Origin of the sequence: Micrococcus sp. H39-S4 (assembly GCF_027158145.1) — a bacterium.
Lineage (GTDB): Bacteria > Actinomycetota > Actinomycetes > Actinomycetales > Micrococcaceae > Micrococcus > Micrococcus luteus.
The window spans coordinates 224,091-249,729 of the sequence record NZ_JAPVLT010000002.1 but is presented as its reverse complement, the minus strand read 5'-3'; the positions used below and the strand labels follow the sequence as shown (position 1 = coordinate 249,729).

Annotated in this window: 23 protein-coding genes and 2 riboswitches; of the genes, 9 read left to right on the top strand and 14 right to left on the bottom strand. The window is 74.3% G+C overall.

Annotated features, from left to right (window positions below; translation table 11 throughout):
* Nucleotides 1–246: 246 nt before the first annotated feature.
* The gene (locus O3T09_RS03170; protein WP_049146454.1) at nucleotides 247–501 is read left to right on the top strand and encodes a DUF6480 family protein; all 255 of its coding nucleotides are present in this window, start codon (nucleotides 247–249) and stop codon (nucleotides 499–501) included.
* Between the two features lie 138 nt (nucleotides 502–639).
* Here the strand turns inward: O3T09_RS03170 and O3T09_RS03165 are convergent, their stop codons facing one another.
* From O3T09_RS03165 to O3T09_RS03135, 7 genes are all read right to left on the bottom strand, one after another.
* A complete protein-coding gene (locus O3T09_RS03165; protein ID WP_049146465.1) occupies nucleotides 640–1,035 on the bottom strand; it encodes a hypothetical protein in 396 nt (131 codons plus the stop codon).
* 190 nt (nucleotides 1,036–1,225) lie between these two features.
* Entirely contained in the window at nucleotides 1,226–2,668 is a 1,443-nt protein-coding gene (locus O3T09_RS03160; protein ID WP_049161123.1) for an alanine/glycine:cation symporter family protein, read from the bottom strand.
* Nucleotides 2,669–2,728: 60 nt separating this feature from the next.
* The gene (locus tag O3T09_RS03155) at nucleotides 2,729–4,084 is read right to left on the bottom strand and encodes an RNase H family protein (protein ID WP_269295330.1); all 1,356 of its coding nucleotides are present in this window, start codon (nucleotides 4,082–4,084) and stop codon (nucleotides 2,729–2,731) included.
* Nucleotides 4,085–4,296: 212 nt separating this feature from the next.
* Nucleotides 4,297–4,803, bottom strand: a complete 507-nt coding sequence (locus tag O3T09_RS03150; RefSeq protein WP_002857997.1) for a TetR family transcriptional regulator — start codon at nucleotides 4,801–4,803, stop codon at nucleotides 4,297–4,299.
* Nucleotides 4,800–5,501, bottom strand: coding sequence for an ABC transporter ATP-binding protein (locus O3T09_RS03145; RefSeq protein ID WP_036316162.1), 702 nt, complete (start codon nucleotides 5,499–5,501; stop codon nucleotides 4,800–4,802). Before O3T09_RS03145 ends, O3T09_RS03150 begins: the two co-directional genes overlap by 4 nt.
* Nucleotides 5,501–7,231, bottom strand: a complete 1,731-nt coding sequence (locus O3T09_RS03140; RefSeq protein ID WP_269295329.1) for an ABC transporter permease — start codon at nucleotides 7,229–7,231, stop codon at nucleotides 5,501–5,503. Before O3T09_RS03140 ends, O3T09_RS03145 begins: the two co-directional genes overlap by 1 nt.
* Entirely contained in the window at nucleotides 7,231–8,298 is a 1,068-nt protein-coding gene (locus tag O3T09_RS03135) for a thiamine ABC transporter substrate-binding protein (protein WP_041102657.1), read from the bottom strand. Before O3T09_RS03135 ends, O3T09_RS03140 begins: the two co-directional genes overlap by 1 nt.
* Nucleotides 8,299–8,364: 66 nt before the next feature.
* A riboswitch (TPP riboswitch) is annotated at nucleotides 8,365–8,470 on the bottom strand.
* A gap of 46 nt (nucleotides 8,471–8,516) precedes the next feature.
* On the opposite strand from O3T09_RS03135, the gene O3T09_RS03130 reads away from it, so the two are divergent.
* The gene (locus tag O3T09_RS03130) at nucleotides 8,517–9,803 is read left to right on the top strand and encodes an AI-2E family transporter (protein WP_101966109.1); all 1,287 of its coding nucleotides are present in this window, start codon (nucleotides 8,517–8,519) and stop codon (nucleotides 9,801–9,803) included.
* Here O3T09_RS03130 and O3T09_RS03125 read toward each other — a convergent pair.
* Nucleotides 9,769–10,818, bottom strand: a complete 1,050-nt coding sequence (locus O3T09_RS03125) for an agmatine deiminase family protein (protein ID WP_101966108.1) — start codon at nucleotides 10,816–10,818, stop codon at nucleotides 9,769–9,771. The genes O3T09_RS03130 and O3T09_RS03125 overlap by 35 nt on opposite strands.
* Before the next feature lie 131 nt (nucleotides 10,819–10,949).
* Here O3T09_RS03125 and O3T09_RS03120 point away from each other — a divergent pair, with 131 nt between their 5' ends.
* From O3T09_RS03120 to O3T09_RS03105, 4 genes are all read left to right on the top strand, one after another.
* Nucleotides 10,950–14,594, top strand: coding sequence for a bifunctional proline dehydrogenase/L-glutamate gamma-semialdehyde dehydrogenase (locus O3T09_RS03120; protein ID WP_036338749.1), 3,645 nt, complete (start codon nucleotides 10,950–10,952; stop codon nucleotides 14,592–14,594).
* A gap of 19 nt (nucleotides 14,595–14,613) precedes the next feature.
* On the top strand, nucleotides 14,614–15,195 hold the full coding sequence (locus tag O3T09_RS03115) for an acyl-CoA thioesterase (RefSeq protein WP_036338752.1): 582 nt from the start codon (nucleotides 14,614–14,616) through the stop codon (nucleotides 15,193–15,195).
* Between the two features lie 13 nt (nucleotides 15,196–15,208).
* Nucleotides 15,209–17,221, top strand: coding sequence for an FMN-binding glutamate synthase family protein (locus O3T09_RS03110; protein WP_041102661.1), 2,013 nt, complete (start codon nucleotides 15,209–15,211; stop codon nucleotides 17,219–17,221).
* A gap of 119 nt (nucleotides 17,222–17,340) precedes the next feature.
* Complete coding sequence (locus tag O3T09_RS03105) at nucleotides 17,341–18,561, top strand: MFS transporter (protein WP_144819999.1); 1,221 nt, start codon at nucleotides 17,341–17,343, stop codon at nucleotides 18,559–18,561.
* A 210-nt stretch (nucleotides 18,562–18,771) separates the two neighbouring features.
* Here the strand turns inward: O3T09_RS03105 and O3T09_RS03100 are convergent, their stop codons facing one another.
* Together O3T09_RS03100 and O3T09_RS03095 are read right to left on the bottom strand one after the other, a co-directional pair.
* Nucleotides 18,772–18,975 carry a cold-shock protein gene (locus tag O3T09_RS03100; protein ID WP_010080175.1) on the bottom strand — a complete coding sequence of 68 codons (204 nt, stop codon included), beginning with the start codon at nucleotides 18,973–18,975 and terminating at the stop codon, nucleotides 18,772–18,774.
* Nucleotides 18,976–19,213: 238 nt separating this feature from the next.
* Entirely contained in the window at nucleotides 19,214–19,738 is a 525-nt protein-coding gene (locus O3T09_RS03095) for a flavin reductase family protein (RefSeq protein WP_020628180.1), read from the bottom strand.
* 73 nt (nucleotides 19,739–19,811) lie between these two features.
* Nucleotides 19,812–19,931, bottom strand: a riboswitch (SAM riboswitch).
* A 188-nt stretch (nucleotides 19,932–20,119) separates the two neighbouring features.
* On the opposite strand from O3T09_RS03095, the gene O3T09_RS03090 reads away from it, so the two are divergent.
* Nucleotides 20,120–20,740, top strand: coding sequence for a hypothetical protein (locus O3T09_RS03090; protein WP_269295328.1), 621 nt, complete (start codon nucleotides 20,120–20,122; stop codon nucleotides 20,738–20,740).
* Between the two features lie 47 nt (nucleotides 20,741–20,787).
* Here the strand turns inward: O3T09_RS03090 and O3T09_RS03085 are convergent, their stop codons facing one another.
* A complete protein-coding gene (locus O3T09_RS03085) occupies nucleotides 20,788–21,156 on the bottom strand; it encodes an RNA-binding S4 domain-containing protein (RefSeq protein ID WP_002855797.1) in 369 nt (122 codons plus the stop codon).
* A gap of 10 nt (nucleotides 21,157–21,166) precedes the next feature.
* Nucleotides 21,167–22,483, bottom strand: coding sequence for a histidinol dehydrogenase (gene hisD / locus O3T09_RS03080; RefSeq protein WP_100058012.1), 1,317 nt, complete (start codon nucleotides 22,481–22,483; stop codon nucleotides 21,167–21,169).
* A gap of 134 nt (nucleotides 22,484–22,617) precedes the next feature.
* Between hisD and O3T09_RS03075 the strand changes: the two genes are divergently transcribed.
* The gene (locus O3T09_RS03075) at nucleotides 22,618–22,785 is read left to right on the top strand and encodes a hypothetical protein (RefSeq protein WP_269295327.1); all 168 of its coding nucleotides are present in this window, start codon (nucleotides 22,618–22,620) and stop codon (nucleotides 22,783–22,785) included.
* Nucleotides 22,786–22,793: 8 nt separating this feature from the next.
* Complete coding sequence (locus O3T09_RS03070) at nucleotides 22,794–24,188, top strand: mechanosensitive ion channel family protein (protein WP_269295394.1); 1,395 nt, start codon at nucleotides 22,794–22,796, stop codon at nucleotides 24,186–24,188.
* 16 nt (nucleotides 24,189–24,204) lie between these two features.
* Here the strand turns inward: O3T09_RS03070 and O3T09_RS03065 are convergent, their stop codons facing one another.
* A complete protein-coding gene (locus O3T09_RS03065; RefSeq protein WP_144869282.1) occupies nucleotides 24,205–24,741 on the bottom strand; it encodes a universal stress protein in 537 nt (178 codons plus the stop codon).
* Between the two features lie 72 nt (nucleotides 24,742–24,813).
* Nucleotides 24,814–25,629 (bottom strand): MBL fold metallo-hydrolase, encoded by an 816-nt coding sequence (locus O3T09_RS03060; protein ID WP_144869279.1) that lies wholly within the window; start codon nucleotides 25,627–25,629, stop codon nucleotides 24,814–24,816.
* Between the last annotated feature and the right edge of the window lie 10 nt (nucleotides 25,630–25,639).

Genomic DNA, 25,639 nt, shown 5'->3' with positions numbered 1-25,639 from the left:
CGGACGGCGGGGACGTGACGCCGATCACGCTATTGCTTGGATGTCCAACGATCAAGAGGGTGACGGGATCCGTCGCGGCGGCGTGGAGGGCGCCGTTTCGTCAACGAAAGCGGCTCGGGGCGCGCCGTTTCGGCCACGAAAGCGCCGGGGCGGGCGTCGCCTCGCCCTGGTCAGGACCCCCTGCCCCGGGCCTACCGTGAGGGCCAGCGGCACGCACCCGTGCCGCTGAGACGAGAGGAGCCGGCCATGGCCACCCCGCACACCCCCGACCCCCAGGACGCCCGGCGCGCACGCGAGGCGACGGACGAGACCTCCGGCGTCGCGTTCGACGGCGACACGCCCCCCGCCGAGGGTGCAGGCGTCGGCCCGCACAACCCGGGCATGGACGTGGAGCAGACCGGCGAGCGCTCGGCCGGCAAGATCGTGCTCGGGCTGATCATCGCCCTCGTGGTCATCGGCGTCCTGGTGTTCATCCTGGGCCGCGTCGCCGGCCTCGGCTGAGCCGCGGCGCAGACGCCTCGAGCACGCCACCGGCCCATCGCGACCACGGGGCGGGCACCGATCCGTCGGTGCCCGCCCCGTGGTCGTGTCCGCTCCGCGGTGATGCCGTTCAGCGGCGACTCCGCGCCCGCGCAGCGGTCAGAAGCCGCCGCCCACGGTCCGGCGGCCACCCGCCGTGCGTCGGCCGGCGGCACCGGACCGGCCGCGGGAGGCGAGGGCCCCGCCGAGCAGCCCGCCCAGCAGGCCGGTGCCGAGGCCGCCCGTGGACCGGGCCGAGGGTCCGAAGCCGCCGCGGTACGCACCGGAGCTGCGCCCGCGCGTCGTGCTTCCGGCGCCGCGGCGCGAGAGCTCACGCAGCGCCAGACCGCCGAGCGTGCCCAGGAGGGCACCGCCCAGGCCGCTGGACCGGCGTCCCTGAGAGCGGGCCTGCCGGCCGAAGCCGGGGGACCGGCCGATGTGCGCACCGATGGTGGGTCGGCTGGAGCGGCGGCCACCGCCGCCGAGAGTGCGGGTGAGGCTGGAGAGGATGCCCATGGTGTCCTCCTCGGACGTCGTGCCGGCCACTCGTGCGTGGCCGGTCGGGTGCGCCTCAACCTAGGCGCCGACCCCCGCACGGTGTCCAGACCGCGCCTCCTCATGCATCGAGGCGGGATATCCACCCCACGGCCGCCCGCGGCAGCCGGATGGGGTCGATATCCCGCCTCGAAACGCGCGGGCGGGGGCGTCAGTCCTGGAGCGGGGAGGTCTTCGGCTCGTCCCTCCAGAGGGCCACGTTCCGCGCCTCGGGCAGGTCGGAGATGTGGAAGCCCGGATCCATGCCCGCCTTGAGCTTGCGCTCGTAGTCCCGGAGCAGCTTCACGGCCAGCCCGCCGAGCGGGATGATCGCCACGAGGTTGATGGTCGCCATGAGGGCCGCGAACGTGTCCGCGAGGTTCCACACCAGCGCCACGGAGCCGAGCGCGCCGCCGACCACGCACACCAGCACGAGCACGCGGAACACGGTGATGGCCCGACCCGCGTGGCGGCCGGCCAGGTACCGGATGTTGGCCTCGCCGTAGTAGGTGTTGCCCAGCACGGAGGACCAGGCCAGGAAGAAGATGATGACGGTCAGCGCCGGGCCGGCCCACGCGCCCACGGCCTGCTGGAGCGCACCCTGGGTCACCTGCATGCCGAGCGCCTCCCCGCGTCCGTAGGCCGGGTTGGAGAGCAGGATGACGAACGCGGTGGCCGAGCACACGATCAGGGTGTCGAAGTAGACGCCCAGGGACTGCACGAAGCCCTGCTTGGCCGGGTGGGAGACGGCCGCGGTGGCGGCGGCGTTCGGGGCGGAGCCCATGCCGGCCTCGTTGGAGAACATGCCGCGGCGCACGCCCTGCATCACCATCGTCATGCCGACGGCGGCGCCCGCGACCTCGCGCAGGCCGAAGGCGTGGCCCACGATCAGCGCGATCATGCCCGGGACCTCGGTGATGTTGACGACCATCACGATCAGGGCCAGGAAGATGTAGAACGTGGCCATCACGGGGACCAGCACGTTGGTCACGGCCGAGAGCCGGCGCACGCCGCCGAAGATCACGAGGCCGGTGAGGGCGGCCAGGCCCAGGCCCACGATCCACGCGGTGGTGGAGGACGCGCCCCAGTTGGCCTGCACGGACTCGGAGATCGAGTTGGACTGCACGGCGTTGAACACGAAGCCGTAGGTCACGGTGATGGCGACGGCGAACACGGCCGCCAGCCACTTCGCGCCCAGACCGTCGCGGATGTAGTACGCGGGCCCGCCGAAGTAGCCGTCCGCGCCCTTCTGCTTGTACAGCTGGGCCAGCGTGGACTCGACGAACGCGGTGGCGCCGCCGATGATCGCCAGCAGCCACATCCAGAACACGGCGCCCGGGCCGCCGATCACGATCGCGATCGCCACGCCGGCCACGTTGCCGGTGCCCACGCGCGAGGCCGCCGAGATGGTGAAGGCGCGGAACGGGCTCACGCCGTCGTTCTCGAACCCGGTCTGGGACTTGGCCGTCACCGACCGCAGCATCTCCGGGAGCATGCGCACCTGCACGCCCACGGTCCGGATGGTGAACCACACCCCCGCCACGAAGAGCAGCGCCATCACGACGTACCAGTACTTGTCGTTGAAGGCGGTGACGGCCGCTGTGATCTGTTCCACTGTCGCTTCCACAGCCCCACCCTAGAGGCTGGGGCGGAGGACGCGGAATCGGGGCCGGGGTCAACCGGCGGCGGCGTCGTCCTCGACGCGGAGCCGGATCAGCTGCCCCATCCGCTCGGGCAGGTCCCCCTCGGGGGTGCCGACGCTGGCGTGGCGGGCGGCGGCCCGGGCGAGGTCGTCGGCCAGTTCGTTGCCGTGCACCCCCACGTGGCCCTTGACCCACGTGGTGTCCACCTGGACGTCCGCGGCCTGCGCCAGGTCGACGGCGGCCAGCAGGCGCCGCAGGGTGCGGCGGATGCGCTCGCCCCGGGCGCCGCCGAGGGTGAGCCGCTCGCGGCGGGCGGCGTTGAGCAGGGCCAGCGCGGCGCGCGAGTCCGAGTGGATGGTGACCCGGCCGCCGGGGGTGCCCGCCCACGCGCAGATCACGTGCCCCAGCACGAGCGCCTCGAGTTCCACCTCGAGCGGCATCGTGGCCCCGGCCACGGCCTGCACGGCCCACATGCTCGGCCCAGCGACGGCGGCCGCCCCGCCGATGCGGGAGCCGCGCAGCACGGAGCCGTCCACGTACACGTCCGTCACGTCAGCCTCGTCCGCGAACGTGAGGCTGTGGGTCACCCCGGGCAGGTTGCGGCGCAGGAAGCGGTCCGTGCGGCGGCGGGAGAGGAAGACGCCGGAGGAGCGGCGCAGCGCGTCCTCCTCCTCCTGGGCGGCCTCGATGGCCTCGAGCGGGATCCGGGCCGCGCCCGTCTGGGCGACCGTCTCCGGGTCCACGTCCGGCAGCAGGTAGCTGGAGCGCTGCGTGCCCACGGGGGACTCATCGAGCCGGTAGGAGACCACGCGCGTGTCCACGGGGGCGAGGACCTCGAGCAGGGCGAGCAGCTCGGCGTCCCGGTCCGAGCGCAGCCGCACGATCACCGGCCGCTCCGGCGGCAGCTCGACCGTGACGGTGGACCAGAAGGCGCTCAGATGCGCCGTGCCGACCATCCCGGTGTAGACGTGGCCGCGGACGTCGTCGCCGAGCTCGCGCAGCTCGAGCTCGCGGGCCACGTAGACGATGCCCCCCGTCGTCGGATGCAGGTCCAGGCGGAGGGCGGGGCCGTGGTCCACGCCGGGCAGCATGGCCAGCGGGCTGGCCACCACGCGGACGCCGTCCCGGCGGATCCGGGTGCGCGGCGGGGAGGGGCGGGGGACGACGGGGCCGGTGCGCGTGAGGTCGACGCCGTCCCGGTCCCGCGGGGTGCCCCGAGGCCGGCGGGCACGGACCACGCGCAGCGGGCGGTGCTGCTCCTCCGCCTTGGCGCCCGGGCCACGGAAGTCCCAGCCCACGTCGACGAGCGCCGCGGGGTGTGCGGGCTCGACGTCGTGATGCAGCGTCCGGTCCACGACCGTCCGCGGGTGGTTGATCCGTGCTCCCATGGCTTCGCCGGCTGTGTCGAAGGGGACCGCGCCGGAACTGTGAGCCGGGTCCGGCGGGCCATGCTGGTCCTGCGGCGGTCGGGCGGGATCGCCGTGGACGAAGGGGACGACCCGTCCCGACCTGTTCTGCTCTGGGCGACCTTACCGAGCGCACCTGTGAGGAGGCAGGTCTCCTCTCCTCGGCCTCCCGCGCGGCCGCGTCGGACGAGGCGTCAGAGCGGGTCCGTGCGGTGCCGCTGCACGTCCGGGCCGGTCGGCACGCCGAGCGCCTGCGCCTGCGCGCGCTGCTGCCGCAGGGACACGGTGCCCAGCAGCAGCGCCAGGGCCCGCTCCCCGTCCTCCGGGGTGTCCGCCGCCTCGGTGAGCAGACGGTGCAGGCCGAGGCCGCCCAGCCCGAGCGCGAGGGCGGAGAGCACCACGTCCGCCCCGTCCCGGTGCCGCAGCAGGGCGGCCTCCGCGGCCTCGGCGCGGCCCGCCAGGTCCGTGACGCGGCGAGCCCGCACGGTCTCCTCCGCCTCGGCGACGATCCGGTCCGCCACCCGCGCCAGCAGCGACTGCTTGTCCGGCACGTGCCAGTACAGCGCGGAGGCCTGCACGCCCAGCACCCCGGCCACGCGCCGCATGGACAGGTCGCCCATGCCGAAGTCCTGCAGGATCCCGACGGCGGCGTCCACCACGTCCTGGGCGGTCAGCCGGGGGCGGGGTGCGGGCGGGGTCATGCCTGAGAGGCTACCGCCGGGCCGTCCTCCTCCGCCGCGATGCGTCCCCCCGCGCCCAGGCGCACGGTGCGGTCGGCCATCACCGCGGCCTCCGCGAGGTCGTGGGTGACGACGACGCCGGTCGTCCCCGCCGCCCGCAGCACCGCCCGGATGTCCTCGGCCAGGCGCCGGCGCAGGTCCGCGTCGAGCGCGGACAGCGGCTCGTCCAGCAGGAGCACCCGCGGGGCCGGGGCCAGCGACCGGGCCAGCGCCACGCGCTGGGCCTGCCCGCCGGAGAGCCGCTGCACAGGCCGGTCCGTGAGCTCGGTCAGGCCCACCAGGTCCAGCAGCTCGGCCACGCGTGCCCGCCGCCGGGCCCGGTCCCAGCCGGCGGACTCGAGGCCGTACGCCACGTTCCGGCCCACGGTCCGGTGCGGGAACAGCTGCCCGTCCTGGAACACCATCCCCACGCCCCGGCGGTGCGTCGGCACCGCCGCCACGTCCCGCCCGTCGAGCTCCACCGTGCCCGCCACGACGTCCTCGAGCCCGGCGATCCCGCGCAGGATCGTGGACTTGCCCGAGCCGGAGGCGCCCACGAGCGCCACGATCTCCCCGGCGGCCACGTCCAGGTCCGTCCCCCGCACGGGGGTGGAGCCGTCCGGATAGCGGATCGCCACATCCCGCAGCCGGAGGGAGGCCCCCGTCGTCGTCGGCGTCATCACAGACCTCCCGCCCCGGCCGGGCCCCGGGGGCGCAGCCGCTCGCACACCAGCATGATCCCGGCGCTCAGCACGGCCAGCACCGTGGCCGCCGCGAGCGCCATCCCGTAGTTGTCCGCGCCCGGCCGGCCCAGCAGCCGGGCGATCAGCACCGGCAGGGTGGGCGCGGACGGGCTCGCCAGGAAGCTCGTGGCCCCGAACTCGCCCAGGGACACCGCGAACGCGAAGCCCGCGGCCACGCCCACGCCGCGGGCGAGGAACGGGCCGTCCACCGTGGCCAGCACCCGCCACGGGCCCGCCCCGAGGGTGCGCGCGGCCTCTCGCAGCCGGGGGTCCACCGCTGCGAGCACGGGCACGAGCGCCCGCACCGCGAGCGGCAGCGCCACCACCGCCTGGGCCAGCGGCACGAGCACGCCCGAGGCCGCCAGCTCCGGGAACGTGGCCCGCAGGGACACGACGAAGCCGAAGCCCACGGTCACCGCGGACACCCCGAGCGGCAGGAGCAGGGCGCCGTCGAGGGCCCGCTGGGCCGCCAGCGCCGCGCGTGAGCGGAAGGGCCGGGTCAGCAGCAGGGCCAGCGGCACGGCCACCACGAGCGTCACGAGCGTGGCGTCCACGGCCACCCGCAGGGACTGTTCGAGCGCCTGCGCCGGCGTCGACCCGCCCACGAACCCGCTGCCCGCGCTCGTGGACAGCAGCCGGTAGTTGCCCAGCCCCCAGCCGTGGCGGGTGTGGAAGGAGCGCACCACGAGCGTGAGGATCGGGGCCACCACGAGCGCCACCACCGCGAGCATCACGGCCACCGGGACCGCGTCCGCGCGCGTGAGCCGGGCCGGCGGCGTCTCCCGCAGGCGCAGCGCCCGCTGGGTGCGCGCCGCCGTCACGCCGGAGACCACGACGGCGGCCAGCACCACCGCGAACTGCAGCACGGAGAACACCGCCGCGGTCCGCAGGTCCAGGTAGACGGAGGTCTGCACCCAGATCTCCGACTCGAGCGTGCCGTAGCCGGGCCGGCCGAGCGTCTGGACGATGCCGAACGCGGACGCGCAGAACAGGAACACCAGCGCCGCGCTCGCGGCGATCGCCGGGGCGAGCTGGGGCAGCGTCACGGTGCGGAACGCCCGCCACGGCGAGGCGCCCAGGGTGCGGGCGGCCTCGGTCTGGCGCGGGTCGAGCGCGTTCCACAGCGCGCCCACCTGGCGCACCACCACGGACACGTTGAAGAAGACCATGGCCAGCACGACGGCGGTGGTCGTCTGGTCCAGCCCGGTGAAGCCCAGCGGTCCGCCGGGGGCGAGCAGGGCGCGGAACGCGACGCCGACCACCACCGTGGGCAGCACGAACGGCACGAGCACGAGGGCGCGGAGCACGGCCCGCCCCGGGACGCGACGCCGGTGCAGCACGAACGCGGTCGGCAGGCCGAGCGCCACCGAGACCACCGTGCCGGCGGCGGCCATCCCGAGCGTCTGGCCGAGGATGCGCCACGTGCGCTCGCGGGCGAGGGTCTCCCTGAAGGCGGTGAGGTCCACGGCGCCGGTGAACGCGTCGGCGTCGCCGCCGATCCCGCGCCAGAGCATGGCCGCCACGGGCCACGCGAAGAAGACGAGCAGGAAGGCGACCGGCAGGACGGCGGCCACCAGCCACCACGGGCCGAGCCCGTCCCCCCGGCCGCGGGCCCGCCGGCGCGGCAGGTCCGTGCCGGGGGCCGCGACCTCGGTGAGCGCGGACATCAGCGCCGGGAGGCCTCGGCCAGGGCGGTCCACTCCTTCAGCAGGTCCTCGCGGCGCTCGTCGATGCGGGCGGGGTCCGGGGTGATGGCGTCCTCGACGAGCGGCGCGTTCTGCGCCCACTCCTCGGGCAGCTGCACCGACTCGTCGATCGGGTACATGTACATCGACTCGGGCAGGGCGGACTGGACCTCCTCGGTGAGCATGAAGTCCACGAACGCCTGCGCGCCCTCGGGGTTCTTCGCGCCCTCGAGCACGCCGGCGTACTCGACCTGCGGGGTGCAGGAGTCCTCGATCACCTCGGTCTCGGGGGCGAACGCGGGGGAGGAGGAGTAGGAGAGCACCACCGGGAACCGACCCTTGCCCTCGCCGCCGGAGAAGTCCGAGTTGTAGGCGTCGGACCAGCTGTCGGCGATCTTGCCCCCGTTCTCCATCAGGCCCCGCCACCAGTCCTGCCAGCCGTCGTCGCCGTACTTCTCCGTGGTGGCCGCGAGCAGCGCCAGGCCGGGGGAGGAGGCCACGGGGGAGGTGGCGACCGTCAGCTTCGCGTACTCGGGGTCGTCGAGCTGGTCGATCGAGGTGGGGGCCTCGACGTCGTGGGCCTCGAACCATGCCGGATCCGTGTTGAAGCACACCTGGCCCTGGTCCACCGGGGTCATGCGGTCCTCCACCATCCGGTCCTGTGCGGAGGCGGGCAGGTCCTGCGGGGTGTATTCGGCGACGACGCCCTCGCGGACGAGGCGGTGCGCCGAGTGGTCCTCCACGCCGTAGACGCCGTCCACGGTGGGCTCGTCCTTGGCCAGCAGGAGCTGGTTCACCACGCTGCCGGCGTCGCCGGGGGCCGTGGTCTTCAGGGTGTAGCCGGACTCCTGCTCGAACTTCTGGACGAGCTCCTGGGGCAGGTTGAACGAGTCGTGCGTCATGATCGTCACCGTCGTCGGCTCGCCGCCGCCGGCGCCGGAGGCGGACGACGACGCCCCGTCGCCGGACGAGCCGGACACCGAACAGCCGGTGAGGGCGAGGGCGGCCACTGAGAGGGCGGCGAGGGCGCGGTGCGGGGTGCGGGACATGGCGGTTCTCCTCTGGGACGGCAGAGGGGCCGGGACGAGGCCGCCACCGGAATCCCGGGACGACGTCGACCGGGAGACTCGACTTCCTTCGCCGGTGCGGACCGGAGCAGGTTCGAGGGTCTGCGGCGGACCGCACTCTCAGCGCCGCGCGGGCGCTCCCCTGTCGATGTGGACTGGTCCCGACCCTACCCCGTCCGGCCCGCGCATAGACTGCCCGCGTGAGCGCCGCACAGCCCGCGGGGGTGACCCCGCCGCCCGCCTCGTCCAGCCCCGCCTCCGACTGGGACATCCGCCGCCCCCACCGCATGTGGCCGCGCATGCTGGTGATCGTCCTGACGCTCGCGGGCCTGGTGCTGGTGGTGCAGTTCTTCCAGGGGATCGCCTCCATCGCGGCGCCCGTCTTCCTGGGGCTGAACCTCGTGATCGTGGTCTATCCCCTGCAGGCCTGGCTCATCCGCCGGGGCCTGCACCCCGTGCTCGGGGCCGCCACCACCGTCCTGCTGGTCGTCGCGGTGATGGCCGTGTTCGGGGGCATGATGGTGTGGTCCGGCCTCGAGCTGGTGGCGGAGCTGCCGAAGTACGCGGACCGCTTCCAGCAGATCGTCCTGGACGTCTCGCACTGGCTCAACGAGCGCGGCGTGACCCCGGACATGGTGTCCCAGCAGCTGGCCTCGATCGACATGAGCACCGTGACCGGGACGGCCGTCAGCGCCATCACGAAGATCGCCACGAACGTCTACGCGGTCTTCGGCCTGCTCGTCACCGTGATCATGGGCATGTTCTTCCTCGCGATGGACTCGATGGACGTCGAACGCCGCGTCCGCCTGCTCAGCACCGCCCGCCACGAGTTCGGCCACGCCCTGGTCGAGTTCGCCCAGGGCGTGCGCCGCTACTGGGTGGTCACCACGGTGTTCGGCCTGATCGTGGCGGTGCTGGACGTGATCGCCCTCATGCTGATCGGCGTTCCGCTCGCGCTCGTGTGGGGCGTGCTCAGCTTCCTCACCAACTACGTCCCGAACATCGGCTTCATCATCGGCCTGCTGCCGCCGGCCGTCCTGGGCCTGGCGGCGGGCGGCTGGTCCGACTTCCTGTGGGTGGTGGTCAGCTACTCGGTGCTGAACTTCGTGCTGCAGTCCGTGATCCAGCCCAAGGTGGCCGGCGACGCGATCGGCGTGATCCCCACCGTCAGCTTCCTCTCCCTGCTCTTCTGGGCCTGGGTCCTCGGGCCGCTCGGCGCCATCCTCGCGCTGCCCTGCACGCTGCTGGCCAAGGCCGTGCTGATCGACGCCGACCCGAACGCCCGCTGGATCAACGCGCTCATCGCCTCCGACCTGAAGGGCATGGAGCGCCGTCAGTCCTCGCTCCTGGAACGGCTGCGCCCGGCGGCCTGGCGGTCCGACGCGCACGGGAAGGACGAGGACCGCGCCCCGGCGGACGGCGGGGACGACGACGGCCCCGCGGCGGACGAGGTCACGGGCGAGGCTGGAGCAGCACCAGGTCGTTGAGCGCGCCGGCCAGCCGCAGCAGCGGCGGGGCGGGGAACGACAGCTGGGGCAGCCCCGGGTGCAGTGCCGCGCACGCGGCGGCCGCGGCCTCCTCACCCGCGGCGTCCTCGAACGCCGGCCGCAGCACCGCCGCGCCCAGCGGCAGCGTGTCCAGGAGGGAGCGGGGGCCCCGCTCGGCCGGGTCGTACTCGGCGGGCTGCACCGCCCCGGTCACCGTGCGCACGCGCAGGGGCCGGCCGGCGGCGTCGTCGGCGCCCTGCAGGAAGCGCAGCGCCGCCGCCGCGTAGGGGTGCTCGGGGTGGAACCGGTCGCCGCGCCAGTGCACGGCGGCCTCGCCGTCGCCCCCCAGCCGCACCCACGAGGCCAGGTGGCCGGGCCCGCCCCACGGCCCGGTGTCCGGCCGCGGTGCCGGCGGCACCCACAGCACCCGGGTGATCCCCAGCAGGGCGGCGAACTCGGCGGCCACCTGGCCGGGGGTCCACGCGCCGTTGATCCGCCCGTCCAGCACGGGGTCCGCGGCCACCACGGCCGTCCCCTCGCCGTCGCTCACCCAGGCCCCGCGCGGGGCGCACAGCAGGGGGGTGAGCAGCGGCAGTCCCGCCGCCTCCGCCACGGCCGTCGCGGCCGCGCCGTCGAGCGGCCCGGTCCCGGTCAGTCCCGCGGCGCTGCGCCAGGCGACGGCGGCCAGGCCCTCGGGGCGGCGGACGAAGCTCGGCCCGGTGCGGCCCAGCAGCGGTGAGCCCACGGGCGCGCGCAACAGGTCCACCTCCGGGGGCACCAGCCGCGCCGCCCCGGCGTCGCGCGGGTGGGCGAGCACGGTGACCGGCAGCACGGCGGCGAGCGTCTCGGCCAGGCCCACGACGGCGTCCCGCGTCTCGTCTAACAGCGTCGGCACCGGGTGGCGGTGGGGCAGGACGAGCCAGGCCCGCTCGGGCGGATCCTCGGGTCCGGGCACGGGCACGACGACGTCCCGGCGCTCCCGCGCGTCGGTGGGGACGGGGTCGGCGGCGGCCATGGCGGACGGGCTCCTGGGAAGACGGCGGCGACGCGCGGGCGCGCGGCGAGGGGATGTCCATCGAGCATAGGCGTCTGACAGGAAGCCGCGGCGGTTTGACCTGTGACCCGGCACACGTGCAGAGTGCGGCCATGACCGCGATGTTCTCCGCCCAGGACCACGACGATCTCGACCGGGTCCTCGGCGCGACCGGCGGGATCCCCGACCCCGCCGACCTGCACGCCCTCGCCGACGACGCCGTCGCGCAGGTGCGGCGTTGGCTCGCCGAGTCCCGCGACCATGAGGCCGACTTCGCGGCCCGCCAGCTGGCGGGCGCCCTGAAGGAGCCGGGCGGCCTCGACTTCATCGTGCGCTTCGTGGACCACGTGGTCCGCCCCGAGGACCCCGCGATCGCCGCCCGGGCGCTGCGGGAGCTCGCCGGCCGCGCCCCCGGCTTCCTGCCCCCGGCCCTGCGCGCCGTCCTCGGCGTCGGCGGCCGCGCGGCCCCGCTCGTGCCGCGCATCGCCGTCCCCACGGCCCGCCGCGTGCTGCGGCGCATGGTCTCCCACCTGATCGTCGACGCGCGGGACCGGCAGCTCGGCAAGGCCATCGCGGCCCTGCGCGACGAGCACACCCGGCTGAACATCAACCTGCTGGGCGAGGCGATCCTCGGTCAGGGCGAGGCGGACCGCCGACTCGAGGGCATCGCCGCGCTGATCCGCCGCGACGACGTCGACTACGTGTCCGTCAAGGTCTCCGCCGCCACCGCCCCGCACGCGCCCTACGCGTTCGACGAGGCCGTCGCGGACATCACCGAGCGGCTCACCCCGCTGTTCGAGCTCGCCCGGGACCGGGACACCTTCATCAACCTGGACATGGAGGAGTACCGCGACCTCGACCTCACGCTCAACGTGTTCACCGCCCTGCTCGAGCAGCCGGGCCTGCGCGACTACGAGGCCGGCATCGTGCTGCAGGCCTACCTGCCGGACGCGCTCGCGGCCATGGTGCGCCTGCAGGAGTGGGCCGCGCGCCGCGTCGCCGCCGGCGGCGCCCCGGTCAAGGTGCGCGTGGTCAAGGGCGCCAACCTGCCCATGGAGCGGATGCAGGCCTCCCTCACGGGCTGGCCGCTGGCCACGGTGGGCTCGAAGCAGGAGGCGGACACCAACTACAAGCGCGTGCTCAACTACGCGCTCACCCCGGAGCATCTGGCCCACGTGCGCATCGGCGTGGCCGGGCACAACCTCTTCGACGTCGCCCTCGCCCACCGGCTGATCGAGCACCGCGGCCTCGACCCGGCCGCGGTGGAGTTCGAGATGCTGCTCGGCATGGCCACCGGCCAGGCCGCCGCCGTCCGGGCCGACGTCGGCGCCCTGCTGCTCTACACGCCCGTGGTGCGGCCCGAGGAGTTCGACGTGGCGATCTCCTACCTCGTGCGCCGCCTCGAGGAGGGCGCCTCCCCGGAGAACTTCATGTCCGCCGTGTTCGACCTGGACGCGGACGCGGACCTGTTCGCCCGCGAGGAGGAGCGCTTCCGCGCCTCGCTGCGCCACCTGGACGCGGCCGTGCCCCGTCCGAACCGCCTCCAGGACCGGTCCCGCGGGGAGGACGGGCCGACCCCCGCCCCCGTGGACGGCTTCGCCAACACCCCGGACACGGACCCCGCGCTGCCCGGCAACCGGGAGTGGGCCCGCCGGATCCTCGCGGCCGTCCCGGGCTCGGACCTCGGGACGGACACCGTCCGCGCCCACCGCGCCACCACGGCCGACGACGCCCGCGCCGCCATCGCCGCCACCGCCGACCCCGGCGCCCGCTGGGGCGCGCTCACCGGCCACGAGCGCGCCGACGCGCTGGACGCCGTCGGACGGGCCCTGCACGCCGGCCGGGCCCGCCTGCTGGAGGTGGCCGCCGCCGAGACCGGCAAGACCCTGGACCAGGGCGACCCCGAGGTCTCCGAGGCCGTGGACTTCGCGCACTACTACGCGCGCCTGGCACGCGGCCTGGACGCGGTGGAGGGCGCCCGCGCCGTGCCCGTCCGCCTGACCCTGGTGATCCCGCCGTGGAACTTCCCCGTGGCCATCCCGGTCGGGGGCGTCCTCGCCGCGCTCGGGGCCGGCTCGCCCGTGGTGTTCAAGCCGGCCCCGCAGTCCGAGCGGACGGGCGCGGTCGCGTGGGAGCTGATCGTGGCCGGGCTGCGGGACTCGGGGCTGTTCGACGACGGCGGCCCGCTCGCCGGGCACGACCCCGCGGACCTCGTGCGCCTGGTGACGCTGGCGGACGAGGACGAGGCGGAGGTCGGCGCGGCGCTCGTGACCGACCCGGCCGTCGAGCGGCTCATCCTCACCGGCAGCTGGGACACCGCACGGCTGTTCAAGGGGATGCGCCCCGACCTGCACCTGCTCGCCGAGACCTCCGGCAAGAACGCCGTGATCGTGACCCCGTCCGCGGATCTGGACCTGGCCACGAAGGACGTGGTCCAGTCCGCGTTCGGTCACGCCGGCCAGAAGTGCTCGGCGTCCTCCCTCGTGGTGCTCGTCGGCTCCGTGGCCACCTCCGAGCGCTTCCACCGGCAGCTGCTGGACGCCGCCTCGTCCCTGCACGTGGCGCACCCCGCGGACCCGCGCGCCGAGATGGGCCCCGTGATCGAGGCCCCCGGCGAGAAGCTGCGCCGCGGGCTCACCGAGCTCGGCCCGGGGGAGCGGTGGGCCCTGCGCCCGCGGCAGCTGGACGAGACGGGTCGCCTGTGGAGCCCGGGCATCCGCTCCGGCGTACGCCCCGGCGCCGACGCCCACCTCACCGAGTACTTCGGCCCCGTGCTGGCCGTGATGACGGCCGAGACGCTCGAGGAGGCCATCGGGATCGTGAACGCCGTGGACTACGGCCTCACCTCCGGGCTGCACTCGCTGGACCGGGAGGAGATCGACGTGTGGCTGCGCGGCGTGCGCGCCGGCAACCTCTACGTGAACCGCGGCATCACCGGGGCCATCGTGCGCCGCCAGCCCTTCGGCGGCTGGAAGCGTTCCGTCGTCGGCCCCACCACGAAGGCCGGCGGGCCGCACTACCTGCACGGCCTCGTGGACTGGGAGGACGCGCCCACGTGGGGCGGGGGAGAGGGACGGCCCGGGTCCGAGGCCGACGGTGCGGGCGCGTCCTGGCTCGAGACCGCCCGCGCCCTCGACACCCACGCGTGGACCACCGTGTTCGGGGTGGCCACGGACGTCTCCGCGCTCGAGGCCGAGCGGAACGTGCTGCGTCACGTGCCCACCCCGGTCCTCGTGCGGCGGCACTCGGGGCCCGCCAACCACCTGCTGCGCATCGTCTCCGCCGGCCTGCGCGCCGGGGCGCCCATGACCGTGAGCCTGGGCCCGACCCCCACCGTGGAGGGGACCGATGCGGACGGGCTCTCGGCCGAGGCCGTGCGCGGCCGGGTGGAGGAGCTGGTCCGGTCCGTCCGCACGGAGGGTTCCGGCACGGCCGCGCCGGTGGACGTCGTCGTCGAGGACGACGCCGCGTTCCACGACCGCGCCCGGCGGCTGGCCCTCATCCCGCCCGCAGCGGAGGGCGGCGGCGACGCACGGATCCGGCTCGTCGCCGACTGGGCCGGCGACCGGGAGGCGGCCGAGGCGGCGCGGAGCGCGCTCCACGCGGCGCTCGGCGACACCCCCGACGTGGCGGTCTACGCTGGCCCCGTGGTGAGCGCCGGCGAGGTGGAGCTGCTGCCGTTCCTGCACGAACAGGCCGTGTCCGTGACCGCCCACCGGTTCGGCACGCCGGACCATCTGACCGAGGGGGTCCTGTGACCCCGAGGAGGAACATCCGATGCATCTGATCCCCCGCACGATCTGGGTCGTCGCCCGCGCGCGTCGCCGCCCGCGCGCCGGACTCTGGGAGCCGACGACGCTGCCGATGCGCGCCCTGCCCACGGACGTGGACATGGCCCTGCACGTCAACAACGGCCAGTACTTCGGGCTGTTCGACCTCGGCCGCTTCGACGCGATGGTCCGCACCGGCCTGTGGGACGAGATCCGCCGTCGCGGCTGGACGCCTGTGGTGCAGGCCGAGCAGATCGCGTTCCGCCGCTCGGTGACCCTGGGGCAGCGGTTCGACGTGGAGACGCGGATGATCGGCCTGGATGAGCGCGCAGTGTGGTTCGAGCAGCGCGTCGTGGTCGACGGCGACGTCGCGGTGCGCGCGTACATCTGCACGCGCCTGCGCACGAAGGACGGCCGCCCCGTGGAGAACGACGAGGTCCGGGCGATCGCGGCGGCGGCCGGCCACGACCTCGCGGGGGAGCCGACGCTGCCGGAGTGGCTGCACGAGTGGCGGCGCAGCGTGGCCCTGCCGTCGGCCCGGACGCCCCTGCCCCACACGTGGGACCTCGATACAGTGCGGCGAGGATGAACGTTCGAGTGATATGGGGCACGATGGTCGGGTGAACAACAGACTCCTGATCGTCGCGACCCTCTCGCTGGCCGCGCTCGTCGTCGTGCTGGTGGCCGCCATCGGCGGCGGCGCGTGGTGGGTGCTGGCGGTGCTCCTGGTGGCGCTGCTCGTGCTCGCCGTGTGGGACATGACCCAGAAGCGGCACGCGATCCTCCGCAACTACCCCGTGCTCGGCCACATGCGGTACCTGCTGGAGTCGATCCGCCCCGAGATCCAGCAGTACTTCATCGAGCGCAACTTCGACGGCAAGCCGTTCGACCGGGACACCCGCTCGATCGTCTACGCCCGTGCGAAGGGACTGGACAGCCACAAGGCGTTCGGCACCGAGCGGGACACCTCGGAGATCGGCTACGAGTTCCTGTTGCACTCCACCGCCCCGGTCAACCCGCCGGAGGAGCCCCCCACGGTGCGGATCGGCGGCCCGGACTGCCGCCGGCCCGTGGACATCTCGCTGATGAACATCTCGTCCATGTCCTTCGGCTCCCTCTCCGCCAACGCCGTGATTGCCATGAACAAGGGCGCCGGCCTGGGCGGGTTCATCCACGAGACCGGCGAGGGCGGCCTCACCAAGTACCACCGCGGCAACGGCGCGGACCTGTTCTGGGAGATCGGCTCCGGCTACTTCGGCTGCCGCAACGAGGACGGCACCTTCAGCCCGGAGAAGTTCGCCGAGAAGGCGCTGCTGCCCGAGGTCAAGGGCATCACCATCAAGATCTCCCAGGGCGCGAAGCCCGGCCTGGGCGGCATGCTGCCCAAGGAGAAGATCTCCCCCGAGATCGCCGAGGCCCGTGAGATCCCGATGGACAAGGACTGCCTGTCCCCGGCGTCCCACTCCGCGTTCCGCACCCCGCGCGAGATGGTCAGGTTCATCGAGCAGCTCCGTGAGCTCTCGGACGGCAAGCCGATCGGCATCAAGTTCTGCGTGGGCTCCCGCGTGGACGTGCTGGCCATGACCAAGGCCATCTGGGAGGAGCGGATCGCCCCCGACTTCATCATCGTGGACGGCTCCGAGGGCGGCACCGGCGCCGCCCCGCTCGAGTACTCGGACCGCGTGGGCACCCCGCTGACCGAGGGCCTCATGCTCGTGCACAACGCGCTCGTGGGCACCGGCCTGCGCCACATGATCAAGCTCGGCGCGGCCGGCAAGGTCGCCACCGGTTCGGACATCGTCAAGCGTCTGATCCAGGGCGCGGACTTCACCATGTCCGCCCGCGCGATGATGATGGCCACCGGGTGCATCCAGGCGCAGAAGTGCCACACGAACGAGTGCCCCGTGGGGGTGGCCACGCAGGACCCGCGTCTGATGCGCGCCATCGACGTGGAGGACAAGGGCAACCGCGTCTTCAACTACCACCGCCTGACCGTGCGCGAGGCCGTGCAGATCATGGCGTCCATGGGTCTGACGCATCCGTCCCAGCTGAACACCCGCATGCTGCGCCGCCGCGTGGACCACCTGAGCACCCGCTCGTACGCGTCCATCTACCATTGGCTGCGCACGGACGAGCTGCTCAACGACCCGCCCGCCGGCTGGGCCATGGACTGGGAGGAGGCGGACGCGGACCACTTCGGCGAGCACGCCCGCGTGGACTACCTCACCGAGCGCGACCCCCAGTGGCGCTCCGAGCTGCTGATCCCGGGCCGCGAGGCGGCCGGCGCCCCAGTGCAGGGCTCGCCCGTCTCCGGGACGGGCTCCACGCTGGTCGACGCCCGGCGGACCGAGTCCGTGCCGCTGACCACGTCGCCGATGCCGCGCGTCAGCTCGCTGGGTGAGGGTGAGTCGCTGTCCTCGCACGGCGGCCGTCGTCGGGCCCCGCAGGATCCGGCACCCGCCGCCACCGCCGGCGAGACGCCCACCGACGAGAACGAGGGCCTGCCGGCGGAGGCCGGCGAGCGGCCCGAGCGCCAGGACGGCGAGGAGGTCACCCAGCGGGGGACCACCGGCCGCGTCGAGGGCGAGCACCGCGGCGAGGGCCGCGTCGGCTGACCCACCCCCGCAGTCACCCCCGCCCCTTTCGAGGCGGGAAATCCACCTCACACGACGCCCCCGGGCGCCCATGAGATGGATTTCCCGCCTCGTCGCGTGAGGGGTCGTAGCCTGGGGCCGTGACCCCGCCCGCCCCCGCCGCTCGCCGCCCCTCCACGGCCCTGCTGTGGGTGCTGCTGGCGGCCATGGGCGCCGGGCCCCTGTTCAACTACGGCGTCTCCGCCTCCTCCACGGTCGTGATGGAGCGGCTCGACGTCACCTCGGGCCAGCTCGGCACCGTGATGACGGTCGTGTTCGCGGCGGCCGCCGTCACCTCGCTCGGCCTCGGCCGGGCCGCCGACCGCCTGTCCGCCCGCGCACAGCTGAGCATCATCTTCGGCGGCACCGCCGCGGCGCTCGTGCTCGGCGCCGTCGCCCCGTCCCTGCCCGTGCTGTACGCGGCGGCCGCCGTCGCGGGCGTCACGCAGGCCATCTCCAACCCCACCACGAACCGGATCATCCGGACCGTGGTGCCGCCGGAGAGGCGCATCGGGTGGGTCGGGGTGAAGCAGTCCGGCGTGCAGGCGGCCCAGCTGGTCGGCGGCCTGTTCTTCCCGGCCGCGTCCCTCGCCCTCGGCTGGACGGGCGCCGCGCTGGGGGCCGCGGTGCTCATCGGGGCGCTCTGGGTGCTCGCGCTGGTCGCCGCCCCGCCGCTGCCCGGGGCGCCGCCGCCGGCCACCGGCCCCGTCGGCGGACGACGACGGCGGGACACCTCGCCCCTGCCGGCCACGGTCTGGTTCTTCGCGGCGATCGCGTTCCTCACCGGCCTGGGCATGCAGGCCACGAACACGTACCTGCCGCTGTTCGCGGTCGAGACGCTGGGGATGACGCTCGTGGCCGGCGGTGCCGCGGCGGCCGTGTCCGGGGTGGTGGGGGTGCTCTCCCGGATCGGGTGGAGCCGGCGGATGAGCTCCGGAGACCGGCCCACCACCCTGCTGACCGTGATCTGCCTGGGTGCCGTGGCCGGCGTCCTGGTGTTCCTCGCAGCGGACCTGCTGGATCTGCCGGTCCTGCTGTGGGTGGGCGCCGCGGTGCACGGACTGACGGTGCTGGGCGCCAACGTGGTGATCAACGCGGGCCTGTTGAGCGAGGTGCCGGCCGAGCGGCTGGGCCGTGCGACCGGGGCGAACTCGATGGGCATGTACGCCGGCTTCGCCCTGGGCCCGCTGCTGATGGGCCTGCTGCGCGACGTCACGGGCGACTACCGGGCCGGCTTCGCGGTCGTCGCGGCCGGGTATCTGCTGGCCCTGGGCGTGGTGCTGCTGTTGCGTCGCCACGTGGGTCGGCGGGGCGCGGCCTGACGCGCAGGGCCAGGACGAGGCCCACCCCGGAGGACCGCGCCTCAGCGACATCACCGCAGTGCAGCCCTGCGGTGATGTCGCAGCGCCGCGGTCGAACGGGCGTACGGCGGAGTGCGGCGCAGTGCGCGGCGGGGCGTGGACGCCTGACACACGACGACGCCCCCGGTCCGTGTGGACCGGGGGCGTCGGAAGCCGTGCGTCAGGCGAAGATCAGAGCTTCGTCACGTTGGCGGCCTGGAGGCCCTTGGGGCCGTCCTGGGTCTCGAACTCGACGCGGTCGTTCTCCTGGAGCTCCTTGAAGCCGTTGCCCTGGATGGCGGAGAAGTGCACGAACACGTCCGCGGAGTTGTCCTCGGGGGCGATGAAGCCGTAGCCCTTCTCAGCGTTGAACCACTTGACAGTACCGACAGCCATGATGGTGTCCTTTCGATGTGCCCCCGCGGTGCGGTGGCGGTGTTGGACCGCGGCCCGGATGTGGGACGCGGGTGAAGCGGCGAGACTGAACCGCTTGCCCAACACTCATCGACGCCGGCGATGCCGGGCTGACGAGCAGTGAAGATGGCGGGATACAGCTTGATCAACTTCAGGCTCCATCATTGCACGGATCTCGCCGACCGGGAACCAGGGGCCCGATTGTTCACCTGGAGTTCGCTCAGAGCGCGCGCAGGCCGTGGAAGAGGTTGCGGTGCAGGGCGGCCGGGGGAGCGGCGTCCGTGTGATCCGCGAAGGCCGTCACCTCCAGCAGCACCACCGTGTGGTCGCCCGCCGGGACCTCGGCGTGCACCCGCGTCTCGAGCCAGAGCGAGGAGCCCCCGATCAGCAGGGCGTCGTGCGGGCTGCGGTGCACGTCGAGACCGGCGAAGCGGTCGCCCTCGCGGGAGGCCAGCTGGCGGCACAGCGGCGTCTGGTCCGCCGCGAGCAGGGAGACGCCGATCGCCCCGGCCCGGCGCAGGCGCGGCCAGGTGCGGGAGCTGTTCTGCGCGGAGAAGGACACGAGGGCCGGCTCCCAGGAGATGCCCACGCCGAAGGAGGAGGAGACCATCACCTCGGGGACGCCGTCGGCGAGGCCTGCCAGCGCGACGACCCCGGTGGGGAAGGCCGAGAGGCCGGAGCGGAGGTTGCCGAGGGACAGGTCGGTGTCCCACGTGGCGGTGTGGGGTTCGTGGGTCAGGGTCATGGCGCGCGTCCTCTTCCGATGACTGGCGCGGCTCCGCAGACGGCGGGAACGCGGATCGCCCGGATCCGCGGAGGCGCGGTACTTGCCCGTCGGGGTGTCCGAGGGGCCGAATCATCACCTGGAGCACCCCACTACTGCGTGAGAGGGTTGCCGTCCCGCCGGCCAGGGCCGTGAATGACGGGAACTCGTGATTCTGAGCCAAGCCTACGGAGGGGTCCGTGGGACGGTCAAAGCGCGGCGGTCGCGCGGCGTCATGAGAGTTCCCCAAAGTGAAGCTTGACACACCGCGCATCCCCAGCCAGGATCATCTCACTCGAGAGGGAGGAGCTCGAGACCGCAGCCCGCGGCCCCCGCAGACGGTTCTCTGGGAGGGATCAGATCATGCGGATGGACATCGAGAAGAAGCCTGCGGCATTGCCGGCCGCCGTGGTCGTCGCGGCTCTCCTCGGTACCGCCATCTCGGGATGCTCCGCTTCCCCGGGCAGCGTCTCCTCCACCGCGAAGGCCTCCACCGCTGCGGCGTCCTCCGTCACCGCGACGTCAGCAGCCCCCTCGGCAACCCGGTCGACCTCCGCCACCGGTTCGTCCGCGTCGTCACCGGCCGGCGAAGAAGCACTCCCCGCCGCGCTGTTCGAGGAGGACGGGATGACGTTGGTCGAGTACACGCGCCGACATCCGGATGCGGGCCATCTCGACCCGGAGAAGGAGTCCGTCCTGGAGGAGGCGGTCGGGTCGGGCACGCAGCAGATCACCGTGGACGCCCAACAGGGTGCGGTCCTTCGGGTCATCGTGCTGTGTCCTTCGGATGCCACCGGTGAGACGGAGATCCGGACCTCACGGGGCGGCGGGGGAACGAAGACCTGGATGGCCGGGTCGGAGGCGCTGTGCGGCGGCTGGTCGGCGGCGACTCCCCCCGTGGATGAGGCGGGGCCGATGACGTTCACCGTCACGGTGGACAACGACAAGCCGTTCCGGATGGTGCTGACCGCACCCTCCGCATGAGGCCACCATCACGACGGCGGATGACGGCGCGGGGAGGACTGAGTCGCTCAGCGTCGGTCGCGGCCGCGCAGCGCGTCCAGCTGCCGGCGGTCACGCTTGGTGGGCCGGCCCGCGCCGCGCTCGCGGTACGGCACCGCGAGCAGCTCACGCGGCACGGGCGGCGGGGAGTGGTCCACATACTGCTGCCGGGCCACGGGGGCACCCACCCGCTTGGCGATCAGCCCCGTGACCTCGAGGATCCGCTCGCGTCCGTCCTGGCGCACCCGCACCCGGTTCCCGACGACGACGGGCGTCGCCGCCTTCACGGGCTCGCCGTCGATGCGCACGTGGCCTGCGCGCACGGCCGCCGTGGCCGCCGACCGGGTCTTGTACAGCCGCACGGCCCACAGCCACGCGTCGATGCGGACGCCGCTCACGCCCGCCCCCTCACGCGAAGCGGGCGCGGATCGCGGCGCCGTGCGCGGGCAGGCGCTCGTCCTCGGCCAGCACGCCGATCCCGTCCGCGACCTCCTTGAGCCCGGTCTCCGTGTAGCGGATGCGCTGCTGCAGGCGCAGGAACGTCACCGTGTTCAGACCGGAGGAGTGCCGGGCCGTCCCCGAGGTGGGGAGCACATGGTTGGACCCGGCCGAGTAGTCGCCCAGCGGCACGGGGGCGTGCGGGCCCACGAACACGGCGCCGGCGTTGCGGATGCGCCCCACGAGGGCCTCGGGGTCGCGCGTCTGGATCTCGAGGTGCTCGGTGGCGTAGCGGTCGGAGACCTCCACGGCCTGGTCCATGTCCCGCACCAGCAGCACGCCGGACTGGGGGCCGGTGAGGGCCTCGCGGATCTGATCCTCGTGGAACGCCCCGGGCACCTGCGCCTCGATCGCCGCCTGCACGTCCCGGAGCAGGTCCTCGGAATCGGTGATGAGCACGGAGGCGGCCAGCGGGTCGTGCTCGGACTGGCTGATCAGGTCCGCGGCCACCCAGTCGGCGCGGGCGGTGCCGTCCGCGATCACGGCGATCTCGCTCGGCCCGGCCTCGGCGTCCACGCCGATCACGCCCTGGAGCGCGCGCTTGGCGGCGGCCACGTACACGTTGCCGGGCCCCGTCACCAGGTCGACGGGCGCGCAGAGCCACCCGCCGTCGTCGTCCTGGACGCCGTGCGCCAGCATGGCCACGGCCTGGGCGCCGCCGGCCGCGTAGACCTCGTCCACGCCCAGCAGCGCGCACGCGGCGAGCACGGTGGGGTGGGGCAGGCCGCCGTGGTCCCGCTGCGGGGGTGAGGTCACCGCGAGGCTCCCCACGCCGGCGGCCTGCGCGGGCACCACGTTCATCACCACCGAGGAGGGGTACACGGCGCGGCCGCCGGGCACGTACAGGCCCACGCGGCCCACGGGGATCCAGTGGTTCTCCACGACGGCGCCCTCGCCGAGCTCGACCGTGGAGTCCTGGGGGTGCTGGGCGTCGTGCACGAGCCGGGCCCGGTGGATCGACTCCTCCAGGGCGGCGCGCACCCGCGGGTCGAGCCCGGCCAGGGCGGCCTCGAGCGCCTCGGCGGGCACGCGCAGGGCGGGCGGACGGACGCCGTCGAACCGCTCGGCCAGCTCCAGCAGGGTCTGCTCGCCGCCGTGGCGGACCTGCTCGATGATCGGGGCGACCACCGGCACCACGGAGGACACGTCCACGTTCGCCCGCGGGATGATGCGGGACAGGTCCGCGGTGGCGGTGTCGAGTGGGCGCAGGTCGGTGACGGAGAGCACGGATTCCTCCAGAGGGGCGGTGGCGGGCCGGCGGGACGGGGCACGACGACGGCCGGGCCCGGACCGCGCGGACGGTCAGGCTCCATTGTGCTCTTCTCCGGGGTGCGTCCGGGGGCGGGTGTCAGACTGTCGTCATGGTCTTCCCCGTCCTGCCCGCCCTCGCGACCCCGCCCCTGCTGACCGCCCTGGACCGCCTCCTGGCGGGCGAGACCGTGCCGACCGGGGTGGAGGGGGACATCCAGGACGGGGCGGCCGCCACCACCCGGGCCTTCGGCGTGGAATGGAATGGGGGACGCTGCTGACCGTGCTGATGGCGTTCGCGATCGGCGCGGCGGTCGTGTACCTGGCCCTGCAGGTGGCACGCGTCGTGCTCGTGCGCCGCCCCGCGTTCCAGCACGGCGCCGCGCGGCTGAGCCTGCCGGCCGCCGTCGCCGCCGGCCTGCTGGCCTCCCGGATCTGGCTCGGGGTCATGGCCGAGGAGCAGACCTGGTACCGGCCGGCGTCGTTCCTCTTGCTCATCGCCGTGGCCGCCGCGGGCGCGTGGGCCGCGTGGCGCCTGGTCGGCGTGATCGAGGCGGGGATCCTCGGCCGCTACCAGGAGACCGGCGTCGAGCACCGCCGCGAGCGACGCATCCGCACGCAGACCATCCTGATCCGGCGCATCCTCAACGCGGTGATCGTGGTGGTGGCCGTCGCCGTGGTCCTGCTGGGGGTGCCCGAGGTGCGCTCGCTCGGGGCCGGCCTGCTCGCCTCCGCCGGTGTGATCTCGGTGATCGCCGGCCTGGCCGTGCAGTCCACGCTGACCAACGTGTTCGCCGGATTCCAGCTCGCCTTCACGGACGCGATCCGGGTGGGCGACGTGGTGGACATGGAGGGCGTGTTCGGCACCGTCGAGGAGATCACCCTGTCCAACGTGGTGCTCAAGCTCTGGGACGGCCGCCGCATGGTCTACCCGTCCTCGCACTTCACCACCCAGCCGTTCGAGAACTGGACGCGGGTGGGCGCCGAGGTCTCCGGCGTCGTGGAGCTGGACGTGGACTGGCGCGTGCCCATGGACGCGCTGCGCGCACGACTCACCCAGCTGCTCGAGTCCACGGACCTGTGGGACGGACGCGAGCACGCGCTGCAGGTGACCGACGCGACCGGCGGCATCGTGCGCATCCGCGCCGTGGTCTCCGCCCGCAACTCCGGCGACCTCTGGGACCTGCGCTGCCTCGTGCGCGAGGACCTCGTGTCCTTCCTGCGCCACGAGCACCCCGAGGGCATCGTGGTGCAGCGCATGGTGGTCCGGCACCCCGCCCACGGCGACGCGTCACCCGCCTCCGAAGGCTCCGACGCGGAGGCCCGCGGTGGCGACCGGACGGGTGAGCCGGGCCCGGACGGCTCCGGGGTGGCGGCCCGCGAGCCGCGCCCGCGCACCGCGCCGCTGCCGCGCGTCGACGGCGCCGATCCGCGCCCGGACACCCTCACCACACCGCTGACCCGCGTGGGCGACCACTCCGGCCTGTACACCGGCTCGATGACGGCGGTGCAGCGCAACCGCGAACTCGCCGGCCCGGGCGAGGAGGCGTTCGCCGAGCGGCGCGCGCAGCAGGCCAAGCAGGCGGCGGCGGACGAGGCCGGGCGGCGCAGCGGCGCCGGCTCCCACACGGACGGCCTCCTCGACGACGCCGTCACGCGCCGCCGTCAGGACGACGAGGACTGAGGCCCGGCGGGAGCGCTCAGCGCTCGAGCGTCGAGCCCTCGGGATCGACGGGCGTGAGCCGGCGCCGCTCGGCCATCGGCTCGGACGCGGGCAGGCCGTGGGTGCCCGGGTCCGTCTCGGCGACGTGGCTCACGGCCTCGGGCGTGTGGTCCCCGTACTGCCGGTACTCTTTCACGCAGAGCACGGGCTGATCGATCTCCTGCAGCAGCTCGTCCGAGACCGATCCCATGACGAACCGGCCGAAGCCGCCGCGGCGGCGCACGCCGATGACCACGATGGACGGGTCCAGCTCCGCGGCCACGTCCTTCATCTCCTCCACCGTGGACCGGCCGCGCGCGTACTGGCGGAACTCGGCCGTCACGCCGGAGGCGTCCAACCGGGCCTGCACGCCGCGCTGCTGCTCCTCCGTGACGAGGGACTTGGTGCGGTGCTCGCCGCCGGGGCCCGCATTGACCACCACCACGCGCTCGCCGGTGGAGCGGGCGATGTCCAGGGCGGTGTCCAGAGCGGCGTCCGCGGCCTTCGAGGGGGCGTAGCCGACGAGGATGGTCATGGGGTGCCTCCGCGGGGTCGAGGGACGGGTCTGAGGTCAGCGTAGTGCGGGCCGGGCCCGCCGCGGAGGGGCTCAGCCCTCGCGCAGGTGGCGCAGGTGCGCGGCCACCGTCTGGACGGCCACGCGGGCCACGGTGCCGGTGAGGCCGGGGTAGATGCGCGGGGCCAGGTCCTCGGGCGTGATCGTCGCCGCCTCGGTCTCGGGCAGCGCGGCCAGAGCGGCGCGGATCTGCTCCAGGCGGCCCTCGCGGTGGTGCCGGTAGTCGCGGGCGACGACGTCGAGCGGCTCCGGCACGGGCCCGTGCGCGGGCAGCACCGTGAGCGGGCCCGCCGCCTCGAGGCGGCGCAGGCTGGCCAGGTAGTCGGTGAGGGTGCCGTCCGGGTGGTCGAGCATGGTGGTGCCCGAGCCGAGGATGGTGTCGCCCGTGATGACCGCGCCGTGCGCGCCCGCGTCCGGGACGGCGAACGAGTAGGAGTCCGAGGTGTGGCCCGGGGTGTGCCACGCCAGCATCGGGGTGCCGGCGACGTCGATCCGCTCGTCCGGCGTCAGGACGGCGGCCCCGCCGCGGCACCAGTCCGGGTCCGCGGCGCGCACGGGGGCGCCCGAGGCCGCGTGGAACGCGTCCACCCCGCCGGTGTGGTCGGCGTGCCGGTGCGTCACCAGGATGAGCGCGATCCGGCGCCCCTCGGCCGCCGCACGGACGCGCTCGAGGTGCGCGGCGACGTCGTCCTCCGGGCCCGGGTCCACCACGACGGCCGCGTCCGAGTCCGGTGCGGCGACCACGTACGTGTTGGTGCCCGCGAGGGTCATCGGGGAGGGGTTCTGGGCGGTCACGCAGCGCACCAGTGGGGCGGGCGTGGGGCCGGGCGTGGCGGTGGTCGTCGTCATAGGCTCGAGT